This is a genomic window from Kineococcus auxinigenes (genome assembly GCF_050871525.1).
Lineage (GTDB): Bacteria > Actinomycetota > Actinomycetes > Actinomycetales > Kineococcaceae > Kineococcus.
The window spans coordinates 21,149-38,802 of sequence record NZ_JBKBCT010000033.1 but is presented as its reverse complement, the minus strand read 5'-3'; the positions used below and the strand labels follow the sequence as shown (position 1 = coordinate 38,802).

The following is a 17,654-nucleotide window of genomic DNA, read 5'->3' as shown; positions in this document are numbered from 1 at the left end:
CCCCCCCCCCCCCCCCCCCCCCCCCCCCCCCCCCCCCCCCCCCCCCCCCCCCCCCCCCCCCCCCCCCCCCCCCCCCCCCGCCCCCCCCCCCCCCCCCCCGCCCCCCCCCCCCCCCCCCCCCCCACCACCAGAGGTAGCGCGTGCGAGAAGGGCCCCACCGGTCGAACCGGTGGGGCCCTTCCACATGAGCGCCAGCAGCGGAGATTCCTGGAGAAAATCCGGTTATCGTGGGTAAAATACCAGCCACGCACCTCGTGCGAACTACGCTGCCCCGGTGAACACACCCGCACCGAGCACCCGGCGGCTGTACCGGGGAGGGTCCGTCTACAGCCCCGCCGACCCGTTCGCCACCGCCCTGCTCGTCGACGGCTCCACCATCGCCTGGGTGGGCCCGGACGAGGCCGCCGCGGCGTGGACCCGCGGGGACGAGGAGGTCGTGGAGCTGGACGGCGCCCTGATCACACCCGCGTTCGTCGACGCCCACGCGCACCTGACGGAGACCGGGCTGCGCACCGCGGGCCTGGACCTGAGCCGGGCTCGCAGCGCCCGGGACGTCCTGGACGCCGTCGCCGCCGCGTCCACCGGCGGCGGTGAACTGCTCACCGGTGCCGGCTGGGACGAGACCACCTGGGACGACGCGACCCTGCCCACCCGCGCCCAGCTCGACACCGCCGCCGGGGGAGCGCCCGTGCACCTCTCGCGCGTGGACGGGCACAGCGCCCTGGTCTCCAGCGCCCTGGCCGCGCACGCCGGGCTGCCCGCACCGGACGAGGACGGCAGCGCACAGGTGCCCGGTGCCGCCCACCACGCTGCTCTGCACGCCCGGTGGGCGGCCCTGAGCCCCGCGGCCGCCGACCGGGCCCGCCGCACCGCTCTGCGCGCGGCCGCCGCGGCCGGGATCGGCGCCGTGCACGAGATGTCCGGTCCCGCGCTGGCACCGCCCGGTGACCTGGCGGCCCTGGCCGCGCTGGCCGGGGCGGGCACGGCCGCGCAGCGCGCCGACGGGCGCGAACCCCTGCCCGACGTGGTGCCGTACCACGCTCAGGCCGTGACCGACCCCGACGCCGTGCGCGCGGTGGTCGCCGCCCACGCCGCGCAGGGCGTGCACCTGGCCGGCGTCGGCGGCGACCTCTCCGTCGACGGCTCCCTCGGCTCGCGCACCGCCGCGCTGAACGCCCCCTACGCCGACGCCCCCCGCACCCGCGGCACCCTGCACCTGGACGCCGGTGCCGTGCGCGCGCACCTGCGCGCCTGCACCCTGGCCGGTGTCCAGGCCGCCTTCCACGCCATCGGCGACGCCGCCCTGCAGGTGGTCGCCGAGGCCCTGCAGCTCGTCGCGGACGAGCTCGGTGCCACGGCCCTGGCGGCCCGCGGGCACCGCGTCGAGCACGCCGTGGCGGCCGACGCGGACGTCATCGCGGTCCTGGCGCGCCTGGGGGTGGGCGTGTCCGCCCAGCCGGCGTTCGACGCTCGCTGGGGAGCGCCCGGCGGCACCTACGAGCGGCGCCTGGGACCCGCGCGCGCCGCGGCCCTGCACCCGTTCGCCGCGCTGGCTGCCGCCGGCGTGCCGCTCGCGCTCGGCTCGGACAGCCCCGTCACCCCCCTGGACCCCTGGGGCGCGGTGCGCGCGGCGGCGTTCCCGCACCGCCCCGAGCACGCCGTGTCGGTGCGGGCGGCGTTCCTGGCCCACACCCGTGGCGGGCACCGCCTCGCCGGTCGCGGTCACCCGGGCGTGCTGCGTCCGGGCGCCCCGGCCGCCTACGCGGTGTGGGAGGCGGGGGACCTGCTCGTGCAGGCCCCCGACCGGCGCCTGTCCGGCTGGAGCACCGACGCGCGCTCGGGCACCCCCGGCCTGCCGGACCTGACCCCGGGAGCGCCCGCCCCGCGGTGCCTGCGCACCGTCGTGGACGGGGCCGTGGTGCACGACGACCTGGGGCGGTGACCTCCCAGGCACCTCCCGCGGTGCCCCCGGGGCGCCCTCGACACGCCGCAACACGCCGTCGCCGCCGCGCCGATCCCCGGGGAACAGCGACGCGCTGACCTGCGACGACGTGCGTCGTCGCAGGTCACGGCCCGGTTGACAGCGCAGCGTGTCCGAGTAGTTTCGATCAGGCAGCCCACGACGGGGAAGCCGGCCGGTCCGGCCGACCACCCGCCGTCGCAGTCGCACCACCTGCGACGGCGGACGCCGACCAACCGGCCGGAGTGGGCGAGGTCGGGTCCGCACGCCCTTAGACAACGGCGTCCACCCCGTAGCCGACGGGGTGGGCGACGGCCCGAGGGGATGCGGCGGACCCGACCTGTCTCTCCACCCCTGTCCTCTCCACGCTCGAGCACCCGCGGGTGCGGTCCCACCCGCGCACGGGGCCACGTACCCTCGAGCGGTGCGCCGCATCCCGCCTCCCGCCCCGGTGAGCCCCGCCCCGGTCACGAGCCTGGTGCTGGCGCTGGCCGGCGGGCTGTCCGCCTGGGCGGCCTTCCCCGGGGCGGTGCACGAGCAGGGCCTGTGGTGGACCGCTCCGCTGGGCGTCGCCCTGCTGACCGCGGCCACCACCGGGGTCCGGGTCCGCCGCGGTGCCCTGGCCGGGCTGCTGTTCGGGTGGGCGTTCCTGGTGCCCCACCTGGCGTGGAGCGGCACCTACGTGGGCCTGCTGCCCTGGAGCGCCCTGGCCACCGCGTGCGCCCTGTTCTACGCCGCCCTGGGGGCCCTGCTGCCGCGCCTGCAGCGCGCCCGCGCCCGGTTGGGTCCGCTGGCCGTGGCCTGCGGCTGGGTCGCCGTGGAGGCGCTGCGCGCCCGGTTCCCGTTCGAGGGCTTCCCGTGGGGCCGACTGGCGTTCTCCCAGGCCGACGCCCCCACCGTGGCGCTGGCCTCGATCGGCAGCACCGCGCTGGTCACCTTCGCCGTCGCGCTGGCCGGAGCCCTGCTCACCGTCGCCGCGCACGCCCTGCTGCGCCTGCCCGCGCCCCCCGGCGCCGCCCGGGCGGTGCCCCGCGCCCTGCCGGCCGTGGCCGCCCTGGCCGCGGCCGCCGCCGTCACGGGCGCCGGGGCGCTGCTGCCGCGGCCCAGCGCCGCCGAGGACGGCACCGTGCGCGTGGCCGCGGTGCAGGGGAACACCCCCGCCGCCGGCCTGGACTTCAACGCCGAGCGCCGCGCCGTCCTGGACAACCACGCGAGCGCCACCCGGGAACTGGCCGCGCAGGTCCGCGCCGGTGACGCCCCGCAGCCGGACCTGGTGCTGTGGCCGGAGAACTCCAGCGACATCGACCCGTACGGCAACGCCGACGCCGAACGCGTCATCGAGCAGGCCGTGCAGGCCGTCGGGGCGCCGGTCCTGGTGGGGGCCGTCGTGGACGGGCCCGCGCCGTTCGTGTCGAACACGGGCCTGCTGGCCACCCCCGCCGACGGCATCGACGGCGCCCTGCAGGACCCTGCCCGGCACTACGTCAAGCAGCGCCCGGCGCCGTTCGCCGAGCAGGTCCCGCACCGCGACTTCTTCCGCCTGTTCACCGACAAGGTGGACCTGGTCACCCGCGACTTCGTGCACGGCGACGCGGTGGGCGTGCTGGAGGCCGCGGGTGTGCGCTTCGGGGACGTCATCTGCTTCGAGGTCGCCTTCGACGACACCGTGCGCGAGTCCGTGCGCGCCGGTGCGCAGTTCCTGGTCGTGCAGACCAACAACGCCACCTTCGGCTACTCCGACGAGGCGGTGCAGCAGCTGGCGATGTCGCGGCTGCGCGCGGTGGAGTCCGGCCGCGCCGTGGTGCAGATCTCCACCGTCGGCGTCAGCGCCCTGATCACCCCGGACGGCACCGCCCACCAGGAGACGGAGCTGTTCACCACGGACGTCCTGCAGGGCCAGCTCGCGCTGCGCTCCACGCAGACGCTGTCCACCCGCCTGGGAGCAGCGCCCGAGCTGGCGCTGTGCGCGCTGGGCGCTCTGCTCGCGCTGACCGCCCGTCGCGGTCCGCGCCCGCCGGCCCGCCGCCGTGCCGCCGGCGGCCCGGCCCGGACCGGCAGCGTGCGACCCAGCCCGGTGGCGATGTGAGCGCGCCCGGCGGTCCCCGGCCCGTGCCCGGTCCCGCTGGTCCAGCAGGCGCCAGGTCCGTGCCGGTGCACCGCGGCCGCTGGACCGCGGTCGTGCTGCTGGGGGTCCTGCTGCTGCTGGCCGTGGAGGTGTGGTTGCTCTCCCGCCTGGCGGACGTCATCACCTCCGCGGGGGTGCTGGCGCTGCTGCTCGTGGAGACCGTCGCGGGGGTCCTGGTGCTGCGCCGCGCCGGGCGGCGCGCCCTGCAGGCGCTGCGCTCGGTCCAGACGTTCCCGCCGCTCTTCCCGGGCGGCCCCGCACCGGGTGCCCACGGCGCCGGGCGGATCGGGGACACGGCCCTGGTCGGAGTCGGGGGAGCCCTGCTGGTGCTCCCCGGGGTGCTCAGCGACGCCCTGGCGCTGCTGTGCCTGCTGCCGCCCACGCGCTCGCTGCTGCGGCGGCTGGGGGCGCGCCTGGTGCGCGCACGGCTGCGGCGGGTCCTGCGGCGCGCGGGGCTGGACCCGCACGCCCGTGCCGGGGGCCCCTTCGCGGACGGCGAGGTCGTCGAGGGCGAGGTGCTGGACGGCGAGGTCGTCGACGGGGGGTCTGCGCCGGGTCCCCGGCGCGCCCTGGGCCCGGGCGGCCACCCGCGGCCGGAGGGCCGCCGGCGCGAGCGCTGAGGCGGCGGGGTCGCTGCACGCACGAGGGCCGGGCTCACCCGTGGGGGTGGGCCCGGCCCTCGTGAGAACCGCTCAGGCGCTGCGCTGGATGAGCGCCCGGCTGCGCAGCAGCTCCAGGCGCTCGTCCAGCAGGACCTCCAGCTCGGCGATGGTGCGCCGCTCCAGCAGCATGTCCCAGTGCGTGCGCGCGGGCTTGCCCGACTTCTTCTCGGGCGCCGCGGTGTCGGCGCGCAGGGCCTCGGCCCCGCAACGGCACTCCCACAGCGCGGGCACGTCCGCCTCCAGCGACATGGGCACCACGGTGGTGTGCCCGTTGGGGCAGTGGTAGCTGATCTGCTGGCGCTCGGCCAGTTCGACGCCGGACTCGCTCTCGAGGCTGGCGGCCCCGAGGCGGGACCCTCGCAGGTTGCGCTCGCTCATGTGACCTCCCCACATCCGGTTCCCTGCCCTCCCGCGGACCCGGGGGGAAGGGGACTCGTCGGGTAGAACGCCGCGCACAGGGCGCCTGTTCCGGGCGCGTCGCGGCGAACGTGTGGAGGTCGTGTGCGCAGCGGAGCGACTTGGTGACTTATGGTCACAATTTGGTCGCGTGACGTCGCCCACGGGTGAGCCCGCACCCTCGCCGGTGGCTCACCCCTGCCCGGCGTCACGGGCGCCGGCGACCACGTCCACCCGCGACAGCAGCCACGCCCCCACGACGAAGAACACCAGCAGCGCCACCAGCGCCGGCCGGTACGAACCGCTCAGCTGCGCCACCAGCCCGAACACGAGCGTGCCCAGCCAGCTGGTGCCCCGCTCACCGGCCTGGTACAGCCCGAAGTACTCCGCCTCGGCACCCACCGGCACCAGCCGGCTGAACATCGACCGCGCCAGCGCCTGGGTGCCTCCCAGCACCAGCCCGATCAGGACGGCCAGCGCCAGCCACGTCCCGAACGCGCCGCGCGGCACCGCGAACGCGGCCAGCACCACCACGATCCACAGGCCCAGCCCGGCCAGCACGGTGCGCTGCGCCCCGAAGCGGCGCGCCGCGCGCCCGAACAGCAGCGCCCCGCCGAACGCCACCGCCTGCACCAGCAGCACCGTGGTGATCAGCTGCGAGGACCCGAACCCCAGCTCCTCCTGCCCGTACACGCTGGCCGCCGCCACCACCGTCTGGATGCCGTCGTTGAACACCAGGTACGCCAGCAGGAACCGCAGCGCCTGCGGGTGCGAGCGCAGGCCCCGCAGCGTGCGCACCAGCTGCCGCACCGGCGCCAGCGCCCCGCCGGCCGCGGCACCCGGCACCGCCGGGCGCGGCGGCAGGTGCCGCAACCCCAGCACCGGCACCAGGGTGAAGGCCCCCCACCACAGACCCGCCGAGGCCAGCGACACGCGCACCGCGCCCTCCTCGTCGAGCCCCACCAGGCCGGGGGAGGAGACCAGCACCAGGTTCACCGCGAGCAGCAGGAAACCCGCCAGGTAACCGGCTGCCCACCCCCGCGAGGACACCGCGTCCCGCTCCGCCGGGGCCGCCACGTCGCACAGCAGCGCGTCGTTGACCACGCTGGAAGCGGTCAACGACAGCGTCGCCACCACCGCCAGCAGCACGCCCAGCTCCCAGCGGTCCCCGCTGAGGGCCACCATGGCCGTGGCCGCCGCGGCACCCGGCCAGGCGAGCGCCCCCAGCAGCAGGTTGCGCCGGCGCACCCGGTCGGCCACCGCCCCCGCGAACGGCAGCAGCAGCGCCGACAGCAGCGTCGCCAGCGTCGTGGTGTACAGCGCCAGCGACCCCGGCGCGACCTGCAGCCCCAGCACCGTCAGGTCCCGGCTGCAGCCCTGCGTCACGGGACCGCACGCCGCCCGCCGCGCCAGCACCGTCAGGTAGGGCGCGAACAGCACCGTCGCCGTGGTGGTCACGTACGCCGAGTTCGCCCAGTCGTAGACGTACCAGCTGCGCCGCGCCCGCAGCAGCGAGGACGGTGGGCCGTCCCGCGCCGGGTCCACCGGCCGCGCAGGCGGGGCGCTCACCCCCTCACCCCGCCACCCACTGCCCCCGCGCCCGCAGCACCTCGCGCAGCACGTCCGCCCGGTCGGTGATCACCCCGTCCACCCCCAGGTCCAGCAGCGCGTGCATCTGCACGGCCTCGTCCACCGTCCACACGTGCACCTGGGCACCCGCCCGGTGCACCTCGTCCACGAGGTCCTCCGAGACGACCACCGCACCGCGGTGGCGCACCGGGACCTGCACCGCGTCCACCCCGCCCAGCGCCGCACGCACCAGGGCCGAGCGCCGGGCCCGCACCCCCAGCACCGCCGCCGCCGTGCGCGGCAGGCTCGCCGAGGTCGCCACCGTCGCACCGCCCGCACCGTGCCCCGCGGCGGCCAGGGCGGCCACCCGGCGCCGCTCGCTGAAGGAGGTCAGCAGCACGCGCCCGTGCGCGCGCGTGCGGCGCAGCACCTCCCCCAGCCCGGCCAGGGCGGCGGGCGTCTTGACGTCCACGTTGAAGCGCACCCGCGGGAACGCGCCCAGCACGTCCTCCAGCAACGGCACCGGCTCACCCGCGCCGACCCCCACCCGGGCGGTGCGCACCACCGACCACGGAAGGTCGGCCAGCCGCCCGGCGACGTCGCTGACCCGGTCCAGCCGCTCGTCGTGGAACGCCACCAGCCGCCCGTCGGCCGTGGCGCGCACGTCCGTCTCCAGGTACCGGTACCCCAGGTCCACCGCGGCCGAGAACGCCGCCAGCGTGTTCTCGGACCCCGTCAGGGAGAACCCGCGGTGCGCGACCGCCAGAGGCCCGGGGTGCTCGCAGAACGGGTGCCGGGGCGCCGGTCGCGGCACCGCCCCCGTCCGCGCGGGAGAGCGGGCGGGGTCCCGGGCCGGGAGCATCAGCCGACGTACTCCCAGTGCCACGGCTCGAACTGCCCGCCGCGGTTCTGCGCCCAGGTCGGGTTGATCCACCCGTACAGAGCCGCGTTGCGGTCCATCCACAGGTGCTGCGGCGAGGAGGCGTTCTGCACCCCGCCACCCAGGTCCACCGCGATGCCCAGCCCGTGCCGGCTCGTGCCCGGACGCGCCGCCAGGCCCGGCTTGCGCCTGGCCACGTCGATCTGCCCCGCCAGGGTCCGGTAGGAGTCCGTCACCGACAACGGCGTGCCGAACGCCTCCGAGAACGCCTGGCTGAGCTGGTTGAACGCGTTCGCCGCGTCCGCGCGCAGCACGTGGCCGGGAGCCGCGTAGATCGAGCACAGCGCGCTGCGCGGGATCAGCCCGTTGCCGTACCCGGCCGTCGAGGCGCCGGTGCACTCGCCCACCGGCCCCGTCAGCGCCCCGGAGAACGCCGTGCTCGACGTCCCCGCTGCGGCGGCCGCAGCCGCAGCCGCGGCGCGCGCGTCCGCCTCGGCCTTGGCGGCCTCCAGGTTCGCCGCGCGCTGCGCGTCCGTCAGGGCGGTGCCCGACGTCGCCGACTGCAGCGCCGCCAGCTCGGCCACCTTGGCGCGCTGCTGCTCCACCAGCGCGTCCGACTCCAGCTTGGCCGCCACCGCCGCGTCCGCCTGCGCGCGAGCCTCGGCCGCCGCGGCCTCCGCTCGGGCCGTGGCGTCGACCTGCACCCGCTGGGCCTCCTCGTACGCGGTCACCGCGCTGCTGCGACCGTCACCGATGCGCTTGACCGAGGCCAGCGCGCTGGCCGACTCGTCCGTGGGGCCCTGCTGCAGGGCTGTCACCAGGCTGGAGTACTGCTGCAGCGAGCCACCGCCCCGGTACGCCTGAGAGGCCCACTGGCCCAGGTCCTTCTTGCCCTCGGCGAGGGTGGCCTCCGCTTGCGCCAGCCGCTGCCGCTGCGCGGCCTCCTCGGCCTCGGCGGCCGCCTTGGCCTCCACGGCCACCTGGTAGCGCTCCAGCGCGGCGCTGGCCTGCGCGGCCAGCGCGTCCAGCGCCGCCTGCGCCCCGGTCAGCTGCTGCTGCGCCGCGTCCGCGGCGGCCCGCGACTGCTCGGCCGCGCGTCGCGCCTGCTCCAGCTCCTGCGCCGAGGGCGCGTTCGCGGCGCTCAGCGCCGACGGCACCGCGGCCGACGCCGGCTGCACGGCACCCATCCCCAGGCACCCCGCGCCCAGCGCCGCGAACGCCACCCACGCACCCGCCCGGCGGGAACCGCGACGGGCGCCACCGCCGGCGGTGGGAGGGAAGAACGGTCGGGTCGGCACGGAGGTCAGGCGGGGGGGCAGCACGATCGGCACGTCCAGGCGTTCAGGGGCGCGAGCCCGGGTCAGCGGTGGGTCGGGTCGGCATCGGGCGGGTCCGGTGCCTGGCGCGACACCGGTGTGGAGGACCCGTGCAGGTCTTCCCCGCGGGGAGACTACCCCCCGCGACTTCGGCACCTCGAGGACCGACACGTAGCTGGGGACGGCGAGTGTGAGCCGCATCACCTCCACCGCCCAGGGCCCCGCCCGTCCCACCGGGACCTGCTGGCACAGTGGCCGCGTGCACCCCGAGCACCCCGTGCACCCCGACCCCGCCGCCCTGACCGCCGTCGCCGAGGCCGCCGCCGCGGACGCCGGCGGTCTCGACCCGCACCTGCTGGGCGACTTCCTGGACAGCGTCTGGACCGCCGTGTCCGCCCGGCGTCGCCTGCCGACGCACCGGACCGCCCGCTACCGGGTGCTGGGGGAGCGGGCCGCCGGCGACGGCGTCGCGCTGCGCGCGCTGCTGGACCTGTACCTGTCCGCCGCCTGGCGCCTGTGGCGGCTGCTGCCCCCCGTGGCCTCCGGCGTCGACGCCGCAGCCGTCGCCGACGCCGGCGAGGTCGTGCTGCGGGCCAGTGACGACGCGGTCGCCGCCCTCACCGAGGGGTACCAGCTCGCCCGCCGCCAGCTGGTGCGCCGGGAGGAGTCCGCCCGCCGGGAGTTCGTCGACGACCTCCTCACCGGCAGCTCCGACGTGCCGGGCGTGCTGCACCGCGCCCAGCGGTACGGGCTGGACCTCGCCGCCCCCCACGCCGTCACGGTCGTGCGCGCCGGCACGCCCTACGCCGACGGCTCGGCGCTGCTGGCCACCCTCGAGCGCCGCCTGCAGGGCAGCGCCGCCGACGCGGACCCCTTGGTCGCCACCAAGGACGGCGCCCTCGTCGTCGTCTTCAGCGCACCGGACCGCGACGCCGTCCGCGACGTGCTGACCCGGCTGCGCACCACCCTGGGGCCGCCCGGCGCCACGGGGTGGCGCGCCGGCGTCGGTCGTCCCGGCGCGGGCGCCGGCGCCGTCGTGCAGTCCTACGAGCAGGCCCGCCGCGCCCTCGACCTCGCCCGCCGCCTCGACTGGCGCGACCCGGTCGCCGACACCGCGGACCTCGTCGTCCACGACGTCCTGCTGCGCGACCGCGCCGCCGCCCGCGACCTCGTGGACGCGCTCCTGGAACCCCTGCGCGGGGTGCGGGGCGGGCCGGAGCCCTACCTGGCCACCGTCGAGACCTACCTCGCCGCCGGTGGCAACGCCACCGAGACCGCCCGCCGGCTGCACCTGTCCGTGCGCGCCGTCACCTACCGCCTGGCCCGGCTGCGGGCCCTGACCGGCGCCGACCTCGCCGACGCCTCCGGCCGCTTCGCGCTGCAGGCCGCCGTCCTGGCCGCCCGCGCCCTCGGGTGGCCGGACGAGCAGCCCGACTGACGCCCAGCGTCACCCGCCCAGCGCTCAGTTGCCGACACCCGGCAACGAAAGCCGACCCAGGTCGTCCACGTGCCGACACGACCGGATCGACTGCGCACCGTCACCATGGGTGCAGAGCGACGTCCGTCGCGCACAACCGACCAAGGAGGCAGGCAGTGGACTTGAGCCTCGACGTGCCCGTGTGGGCCTGGGTGGCGTTCGCCGCGGTCATCGTGGTGATGCTGCTCGTCGACCTGCTGGGCCACCGCGGCGCCCACGTCATCGGGTTCCGGGAGGCGGCCGTCTGGAGCGCCGTCTGGGTGGCGATCGCGCTCGTCTTCGGCGTCATCATCTTCGTCGCCTACGGCGTGGAGGCCGGCACCGCGTACACCACGGCGTGGTTGCTGGAGAAGAGCCTGTCCGTGGACAACCTCTTCGTCTTCGCGCTGATCTTCGGGTACTTCAAGGTCCCGCGCGAGTACCAGCACCGCGTGCTGTTCTTCGGCGTCTTCGGCGCCCTCGTCTTCCGCGGCATCTTCCTCGGCCTGGGCGTGGCCGTCGTCGAGCGCTTCACCGCCGTCCTGTTCGTCTTCGGCGCGATCCTGCTGTGGTCCGCGTGGAAGATGCTCAAGGACGACGACGTCGACATGGACCCCAGCCAGAACTTCGGCGTCCGGCTGCTGAAGAAGATCGTCCCCCTCAAGGACGAGTACCACGGGCAGAAGTTCTTCATCAAGGAGGCCGGCAAGCGCTACGGCACGCCGCTGCTGGCCGTGGTCGCCGCCATCGAGGCCGCCGACCTCCTCTTCGCCGTCGACAGCGTCCCGGCCGTCCTGGCGGTCAGCAGCGACCCGTTCATCGTGTACTCCTCCAACGCGTTCGCCATCCTGGGCCTGCGCGCGCTGTACTTCCTGCTCTCGGGCCTGCTGGAGCGATTCCACCTGCTGAGCAAGGCGCTGGCGTTCATCCTCGCCTTCATCGGCGTGAAGCTGTTCTTCCAGGCCGGCCACGAGGTCATCAGCCCGGCGATCCCGCACATCCCCACCTGGATGAGCCTGAGCGTGATCATCGTGTCGCTGACCCTGGCGATCGTGCTCAGCCTGCGCCGGCCCGCCCCGGCCGAGCACGGTGCGGACGCCGACGCCCCCGACGCTCCCGCTCGACCCGGCGACCGGGAGCACTGACACCCCGTACGCACACCGGGTCAGGAGCCGGTACCCGCCCCGCGGGTGCCGGCTCCTGACGCGCTCGCTACAGCCCCACCCGCGAGGCGGGGTTCTCCTGCGGCACGACGGCGCCCTGGGCGTAGGCGGTCAGGGACGCGGGGGAGCGGTGCCCGCTCTGCCGCATGATCGAGCGGTCGGGGACCCCGTAGCGCACCGCCGACGTCACGAAGCCGGACCGCAGGCTGTGCCCCGCGACGGTGGTGGGGTCGATGCCCACGGCCGCGGCCCGGCGCTTGACGACCTCGGCGACCGCCTCACCGGTCATGCGCCGGGGCTTGAGGGACTTGCCGCCCTTGGTCATCGACAGGAACGCCGCTCCCGAGCGCAGGCCGGCCAGCTCGACCCAGCGTTCCCAGGAGCGCACCGGGCACGTCTGGCGGTGCGCACCCCAGGGCAGGTCCACCACGCGCTGACCGCCGTCGCCGGTGCCCTGGCCGTCGCCGCGCCCGCGCACCGTGACCCGCAGGCCCTCCGCGGTGCGCTGGACGTCCTCCAGGTCCAGCGCGGCCAGCTCGGACCGGCGCAGCGCCCCGGCGAACCCGACGACGAGCAGTGCGCGGTCCCGGGCGTCCATGACGGAGTCCTCGCTCAACGGGGCGACCAGGTCGCCCAGGGTGCGGGTCAGCACGGCCTCGACGCGGCGCACCTGCTGCGAGGGCCCGTACCGGCGCCGCAGCCGCTTCCACGCGGCGTGCACCTCGTCGGCGGCGGTGGGGCGGGTGATGCCGATGAGGCTGTGCGCGACGCTGATGGCGGCCAGGCGCCGGCGCAGCGTCGCCAGGCTCAGCAGCTCACCGTGCGCCTCCAGGTAGTCCGCCACGGTGGGGCCGTCGGCGGGCAGCGGTCGTCGGTGCTCCGCCAGGCACCACCCGGCGAAGTGGGCGAGGTCCTTGGCGTAGGCGCGCCACGTCGCGGGGGCGCGCCCGGAGCGGTGGCTGGCCGGGAGAGCGGCGAGCCACGCTTCCACGGAGTCGGGATCGGTCGCGGAGGGCGGGTCCACGAGGGGTGGGTCGAAGTCCGCAGCGGGCTCGTCACCGGAGGTGGTCACACGGCGATCATAGGACGTGTTGCACGAGAAAACCACGTTCTCGTGGGTAATTCGTCAGCACATCCAATTGATGGCCAACAGCCCGAGATGACCCGGGCGAACGCCACCGTGGTGGAATGCCCGCCGTGTTCCGTCCCCTCCTCACCGCCGCCACGGCCAGCTACGCGGTCAACTGCGCTCTCGGGGCCGCGGTCGCCGCCCGCCGGGTGGACACCTCAGGGGTGCGCTGGGTCCACCACGCCGTGTACGTGAGCACGGTGCTGCTGACGGCGGCGGCAGGTGCTCAGCTGGCCGTGCGCGGTGATCGTGCGCTGTGGCGCCTGCTGCCGGTGGCGCTGCCGCTGGCGGCGATCCCGTGGCGGTCGGCCCGTTCGCGCGGGCACGTGCTGCTGGCGCTGTCGGCCGCGCCGGCGTACGCGGCGGCGCTGCGCACGCCGGGGGAGGGCTGAGGGGTGGAGCTGCTGGACGCGATCCGCCGGCGCCGCACGACGAACGGGGCTCTCCTGCCGGACCCGGTGTCCGCCGAGCACCAGCGCCTGCTGGTGGAGGTGGCCGGGCGAGCCCCCTCGCAGCTGAACAGCCAGCCGTGGCGGTTCGTGCTGGTGGAGTCGCGCGAGACGATCGAGGCGGTCGCCCGCATCAGCGGCGAGAGCATGACCGAGGCGATGAGCAGCGGCACGTTCTTCGAGCGCTACAAGCGGTGGTTCCGCTTCAGCACCGAGGAGATGCAGCGGGAACGCTCGGGCATGCTCTTCGACCGGATGCCCGCGCCGCTGCGGCCGTTCACCTCGCAGGTGTTCACCCGGCGGGGGCAACGGGTGATCAACACGTTGCGCGTGCCGCAGACGCTGGGGGAGGAGAACCGCCGCCTGGTGGCCGGCGCGCCGCTGTTGATGGGTGTCCTGCTGGACCGCTCGGAGTACCGCCCGGGGGAGCTGTCGGCGTTCTACTCGCTGTTCAGCATGGGGGCCGCGATGGAGAACGTCTGGCTGACCACGACCGAGCTCGGGCTGGGCATCCAGTTCGTCTCGTTCCCCATGGAGGTGCCGGGGGCGTGGGAGCGGATCGGGGCCCTGCTGGGTGTCCCGGACGACCTGGAGCTGATGGCGGTGTACCGGATCGGGTACCTGCCGCCGGAGCAGCGTCGGCCGGCGATCGACTGGTCGAGCAGTCAGCGCAAGCTGGTGTCGCAGTACGTCTTCCGAGAGCGGTGCGACACGCCGCAGACCGGGTGGGACGAGACCGCGCCCGGCTCCTGACGGAGCCGGGCGCGGTCTCGGCGGGGCTCAGGCGCGGGGCAGGACGAACCGGGAGACCAGCTCGTTCAGCTCGGCCGCGGCGGCGGAGACCTCACCGGCGGTGGCCGCCGTCTGGTTCGCGCCGGCGGTGGTGTGGTCGGCCGAGGCCGCGATGCCGGAGATGTTCACCGCGATCTCCTTCGAGCCGGTGGAGACCTCACCCACGTTGCGGACCATCTCCGAGGTGGTGGCGGACTGCTCCTCCACCGCGGCGGCGATGGTGGCCTGCAGCGCGTCGATGCGGGCGATGACCTCGGCGATGCCGCCGATGGCGCTGGCCGCGGCGGTGGCGTCGGTCTGGGTGGCGTTGACGCGCTGCACGATGGACTCGGTGGCCCGCGCGGTCTGCTGGGCCAGTTCCTTGACCTCACCGGCGACCACCGCGAAGCCCTTGCCCATCTCCCCGGCGCGGGCCGCCTCGATGGTCGCGTTCAGGGCGAGGAGGTTCGTCTGCTCGGCGATGGAGGTGATCAGCTTGACGACCTCACCGATCTCGCGGGAGGAGGCCGACAGCCGGTCCAGGATCGCGGAGGCTTCCCCGGCGTTGGCCACCGCCGCGCTGGCGACGGAGGAGGCCTCGGCGGTGGAGGAGGCGATCTCGCGGATCGCCGCGGACATCTCGTCCCCGGCGGCGGCGACGGTGCCGATGGAGGCGGAGATCTCCTCGGTGGCGGCGGAGACGACCTGCGACTGCGAGGCGGACTGCACCGCGCCGGAGGAGAGCTGGGTGGCCACCGCGGACAGCTCCTCGGAGGAAGCGGCCAGAGTGGTCGAGGAGGCGGTGATGCGGCGCATCGTCGCGGTCAGGGTGTCCATGGTGGCGTCCACCGCGGCGGCCAGTCGGCCGACCTCGTCAGCGTTGTCGTAGCCCACGCGCTGGTCCAGGCGGCCGTCGGCCAGGCCTTGCACCACGGTGAGGGTCCGGGCCAACGGGCGCGCGATGCCGCGTGCCACGACCACCGCGATCGCGATCGCGGTCACCAGGGCGAGCAGGCCGATGACGATCAGCGTCGTGACCGCGGTGCGGAAGTCGGCAGCGCCCTCATCGGCCAGGTCGGCGGCGGCCTGCTTCTCGATCTGGGCCATCTCCTCCAGCAGGGCGAAGACCTCGCCGGCGGTGGCGGTGGTTCCCTCGCGTTCGGTGATGAAGCCGGTGACGTCGTTGGCCCGGGCCAGCGCGAACAGCGGCTCGCGCATGCTGCGGTACTCCTCGAGCAGGTCCTGCAGCTGCTGGTGCTGCTGCGGGCTGGAGGCCGGGGAGGCGGCCAGGTAGGCCTGCCAGGCCGCGTCCAGCTCCTCGTCGCCGGCGGCGACCTGGTCGATGGCCTTCTCGGTGGCCTCGGCCTCGAAGGTCAGCGAGGAGTTCGCCAGGGCCAGGCGCACCTGCATCCAGTGGGTGCGCACCTCCCCGATGCTCTCCACGGAGGCCACCCCGCTGCTGGAGAGGGTCTTCAAGTTGGCCTGGGAGCTGCCCAGGCGGGAGATGCCCACACCGACCACGACGGCCAGCAGCAGGCACACGACACCGAAACCGGCGAAGAGCTTGGAGGCGACGTTCAGGTCGCGCAGTCGAGTGAGCACTCTCCCCCGTCGGCACCCCGGTGAGTGTTCTTGACCGGACGGCGACCGCTGTGCTGGCGCCGGCGGGTCCGGGCGTGCGCGTGGTGGGGCGGGTGGGGTTGCCGTAGCGTCGGCGCGTCCGTGGTGGTCGTGGGGTCGGGAGGATCGCAGCTGTGGTGGACCTGGTGGCGTCGGCGGGGATGCGCGTGCTGGACGACGAGGACGAGCCGGTGCTGGTCCGGGCCGACGGGCGCCCGGTGGAGACGTGGCGCGAGGACTACCCGTACCCGCAGCGCCTGTCGCGGGAGGAGTACGACCCGTTGAAGAGGTCGCTGCAGATCGAGCTGCTGAAGCTGCAGAAGTGGGTGAAGGCGTCCGGCGAGCGCCTGGTGGTGCTGTGCGAGGGGCGGGACGCGGCGGGCAAGGGCGGCACGATCAAGCGGTTCACGGAGCACCTGAACCCGCGGGGTGCGCGGGTGGTGGCGCTGGAGAAGCCCTCGGACCGCGAGTCGACGCAGTGGTACTTCCAGCGGTACGTGCCGCACCTGCCGGCGGCGGGGGAGATCGTGCTGTTCGACCGCTCGTGGTACTCCCGGGCGGGGGTGGAGCGGGTGATGGGGTTCGCGTCGCCGGAGGAGTACGAGCGGTTCATGCACCAGGTGCCGCTGTTCGAGCGGATGCTGGTGGACGACGGGATCCACCTGGTGAAGTTCTGGTTCTCGGTGACGCGGGCCGAGCAGCGGACGCGGTTCGCGATCCGGCAGATCGATCCGGTGCGGCAGTGGAAGCTCAGCCCGATGGACGTGGCGAGCCTGGGCAAGTGGGACGACTACACGGCGGCGAAGGAGGCGATGTTCGAGCGGACGGACACGTCGTTCGCGCCGTGGACGGTGGTGCGCACGAACGACAAGAAGCGGGCGCGGCTGGAGGCGATGAGGGTGGTGCTGAGCCGGTTCGACTACGACGGCAAGGACGTCTCGGTGGTGGGGGAGCCGGATCCGGCGCTGGTGGTGGGGGCTCGTTCGATCCTGGAGCCGGACCGGCGGCCCGCGCCGGCGCAGGACTGACGGGGGCCCGCGAGCGCCTCGGTGTGGGCGGTGATCCACGCTGCGTCTCGTCGGTAGAGGTCGACGTGGCTGCGCAGGCCGTCACCGTTGGCCGGGTCGGTCAGGGGCACCAGTCGGTGGGCGAGGTGGGCCAGGTCCCACAGCCGTGGGCCGGGGGAGGTGGTGTCCCAGTCGATGACCCCGCTGAGCCGGGCACGCCGCGTCACCGGTGGGCACGGGTCGACCGTGCGGGTGCAGGTGGGTGGGTGCACCGCACCCGGGTACGACGGGGCCTTCCAGACCGCGGCGCGGCCGACGAGCCTGGGAGGCATGAACGGACACACCGGACGGAAGATCGTGCTCGTCACCGGCGCGAGCAGCGGGATCGGGGCCGCCACGGCGGAGCGGCTCGCCGCGGACGGGCACCACGTCGTCGTCGGCGCACGGCGCCGCGAGCGCCTGGACGAACTGGTCGGGCGCGTCAGCGCGGCGGGTGGTTCCGCGCAGGCGGTGGACCTCGACGTGACCGACCCGAGCGGCCACCGCGCGGTGGTGGACGCCGTGGTGGCTGAGCACGGCCGGCTCGACGTGCTCGTGGCCAACGCGGGGGTCATGCCGCTCTCGCGCCTGGACGCGGGGCGGGTGGAGGAGTGGCGGTGGATGGTCGACGTCAACGTGCTCGGTCTGCTGCACGGCATCGCGGCGGTCCTGCCGCACTTCACGCGTCGCGGTGCGGGTCACCTGGTGACCATGGCCTCCATCGGCGCTCACGAGGTTCCCGCCACGAGCGCGGTGTACTCGGGCACGAAGTTCGCGGCCTGGGCGATCACGGAGGGGTTGCGGGTGGAGTCACCGGCGGGCATCCGCGTGACGACCATCTGCCCGGGGGTCACGACCAGTGAGCTGGCCGACTCCATCACGGACCCGCTCGCGCGGGAGGCGATGGTGGCTTACCGCGCGAACGCCATCCCGGCCTCGAGCATCGCCGCCGCTGTCGGCTTCGCGGTCGAGCAGCCTGCCGAGGTCGACGTGAACGAGGTCATCGTGCGCCCGGCGGCGCAGCGGTGAGCGCGCCCCTCGGGCTGTGGTGCACCGCGGACGGGCACGTGCAGCAGGGGTTGCGCGCGGACGGGCGCTGCGTCGAGGCGCGC

The 17,654-nt window shown here is 75.4% G+C and carries 16 protein-coding genes and 1 pseudogene; 10 read left to right on the top strand and 7 right to left on the bottom strand.

What is annotated here, in order from left to right; all coding sequences use genetic code 11:
* Window positions 1–274: 274 nt before the first annotated feature.
* The 3 genes from ACRYR9_RS10995 to ACRYR9_RS10985 all read left to right on the top strand — a co-directional run bounded on the left by ACRYR9_RS10995 (window position 275) and on the right by ACRYR9_RS10985 (window position 4,705).
* Window positions 275–1,942, top strand: a complete 1,668-nt coding sequence (locus ACRYR9_RS10995; RefSeq protein WP_432495696.1) for an amidohydrolase — start codon at window positions 275–277, stop codon at window positions 1,940–1,942.
* Between the two features lie 442 nt (window positions 1,943–2,384).
* Window positions 2,385–4,046, top strand: coding sequence for an apolipoprotein N-acyltransferase (gene lnt / locus ACRYR9_RS10990; RefSeq protein ID WP_432495694.1), 1,662 nt, complete (start codon window positions 2,385–2,387; stop codon window positions 4,044–4,046).
* Window positions 4,047–4,105: 59 nt separating this feature from the next.
* Window positions 4,106–4,705, top strand: coding sequence for an FxsA family protein (locus ACRYR9_RS10985; protein WP_432495691.1), 600 nt, complete (start codon window positions 4,106–4,108; stop codon window positions 4,703–4,705).
* Window positions 4,706–4,777: 72 nt separating this feature from the next.
* Here the strand turns inward: ACRYR9_RS10985 and ACRYR9_RS10980 are convergent, their stop codons facing one another.
* From ACRYR9_RS10980 to ACRYR9_RS10965, 4 genes are all read right to left on the bottom strand, one after another.
* Window positions 4,778–5,125 (bottom strand): RNA polymerase-binding protein RbpA, encoded by a 348-nt coding sequence (locus ACRYR9_RS10980; protein ID WP_432495688.1) that lies wholly within the window; start codon window positions 5,123–5,125, stop codon window positions 4,778–4,780.
* Window positions 5,126–5,335: 210 nt separating this feature from the next.
* Window positions 5,336–6,712, bottom strand: a complete 1,377-nt coding sequence (locus tag ACRYR9_RS10975; protein WP_432495686.1) for an MFS transporter — start codon at window positions 6,710–6,712, stop codon at window positions 5,336–5,338.
* 4 nt (window positions 6,713–6,716) lie between these two features.
* On the bottom strand, window positions 6,717–7,526 hold the full coding sequence (locus ACRYR9_RS10970) for a glycerophosphodiester phosphodiesterase family protein (protein WP_432495683.1): 810 nt from the start codon (window positions 7,524–7,526) through the stop codon (window positions 6,717–6,719).
* A gap of 47 nt (window positions 7,527–7,573) precedes the next feature.
* The gene (locus tag ACRYR9_RS10965; RefSeq protein ID WP_432495680.1) at window positions 7,574–8,914 is read right to left on the bottom strand and encodes a M15 family metallopeptidase; all 1,341 of its coding nucleotides are present in this window, start codon (window positions 8,912–8,914) and stop codon (window positions 7,574–7,576) included.
* 253 nt (window positions 8,915–9,167) lie between these two features.
* Between ACRYR9_RS10965 and ACRYR9_RS10960 the strand changes: the two genes are divergently transcribed.
* Both ACRYR9_RS10960 and ACRYR9_RS10955 read left to right on the top strand, forming a co-directional pair.
* Window positions 9,168–10,346, top strand: coding sequence for a PucR family transcriptional regulator (locus tag ACRYR9_RS10960; protein WP_432495677.1), 1,179 nt, complete (start codon window positions 9,168–9,170; stop codon window positions 10,344–10,346).
* Window positions 10,347–10,501: 155 nt separating this feature from the next.
* On the top strand, window positions 10,502–11,509 hold the full coding sequence (locus ACRYR9_RS10955) for a TerC family protein (RefSeq protein WP_432495675.1): 1,008 nt from the start codon (window positions 10,502–10,504) through the stop codon (window positions 11,507–11,509).
* 67 nt (window positions 11,510–11,576) lie between these two features.
* On the opposite strand, the gene ACRYR9_RS10950 is transcribed toward ACRYR9_RS10955, so the two are convergent.
* A complete protein-coding gene (locus ACRYR9_RS10950; RefSeq protein WP_432495672.1) occupies window positions 11,577–12,599 on the bottom strand; it encodes a tyrosine-type recombinase/integrase in 1,023 nt (340 codons plus the stop codon).
* 116 nt (window positions 12,600–12,715) lie between these two features.
* Between ACRYR9_RS10950 and ACRYR9_RS10945 the strand changes: the two genes are divergently transcribed.
* Entirely contained in the window at window positions 12,716–13,048 is a 333-nt protein-coding gene (locus ACRYR9_RS10945; RefSeq protein ID WP_432495670.1) for a hypothetical protein, read from the top strand.
* Between the two features lie 3 nt (window positions 13,049–13,051).
* On the top strand, window positions 13,052–13,858 hold the full coding sequence (locus tag ACRYR9_RS10940; protein ID WP_432495667.1) for a nitroreductase family protein: 807 nt from the start codon (window positions 13,052–13,054) through the stop codon (window positions 13,856–13,858).
* 27 nt (window positions 13,859–13,885) lie between these two features.
* Here the strand turns inward: ACRYR9_RS10940 and ACRYR9_RS10935 are convergent, their stop codons facing one another.
* Entirely contained in the window at window positions 13,886–15,478 is a 1,593-nt protein-coding gene (locus ACRYR9_RS10935; protein WP_432495665.1) for a methyl-accepting chemotaxis protein, read from the bottom strand.
* 179 nt (window positions 15,479–15,657) lie between these two features.
* Between ACRYR9_RS10935 and ppk2 the strand changes: the two genes are divergently transcribed.
* Window positions 15,658–16,524 (top strand): polyphosphate kinase 2, encoded by an 867-nt coding sequence (gene ppk2, locus ACRYR9_RS10930; RefSeq protein ID WP_432495711.1) that lies wholly within the window; start codon window positions 15,658–15,660, stop codon window positions 16,522–16,524.
* Here ppk2 and ACRYR9_RS10925 read toward each other — a convergent pair.
* Window positions 16,416–16,835, bottom strand: coding sequence for a phosphotransferase (locus tag ACRYR9_RS10925; RefSeq protein WP_432495663.1), 420 nt, complete (start codon window positions 16,833–16,835; stop codon window positions 16,416–16,418). The genes ppk2 and ACRYR9_RS10925 overlap by 109 nt on opposite strands.
* On the opposite strand from ACRYR9_RS10925, the gene ACRYR9_RS10920 reads away from it, so the two are divergent.
* Together ACRYR9_RS10920 and ACRYR9_RS10915 are read left to right on the top strand one after the other, a co-directional pair.
* Complete coding sequence (locus ACRYR9_RS10920) at window positions 16,834–17,571, top strand: SDR family oxidoreductase (protein WP_432495661.1); 738 nt, start codon at window positions 16,834–16,836, stop codon at window positions 17,569–17,571. The genes ACRYR9_RS10925 and ACRYR9_RS10920 overlap by 2 nt on opposite strands.
* Window positions 17,568–17,651 (top strand): annotated as a pseudogene (locus ACRYR9_RS10915) (Atu4866 domain-containing protein); the annotation flags it as partial. The gene ACRYR9_RS10920 and the pseudogene ACRYR9_RS10915, both read left to right, overlap by 4 nt.
* Between the last annotated feature and the right edge of the window lie 3 nt (window positions 17,652–17,654).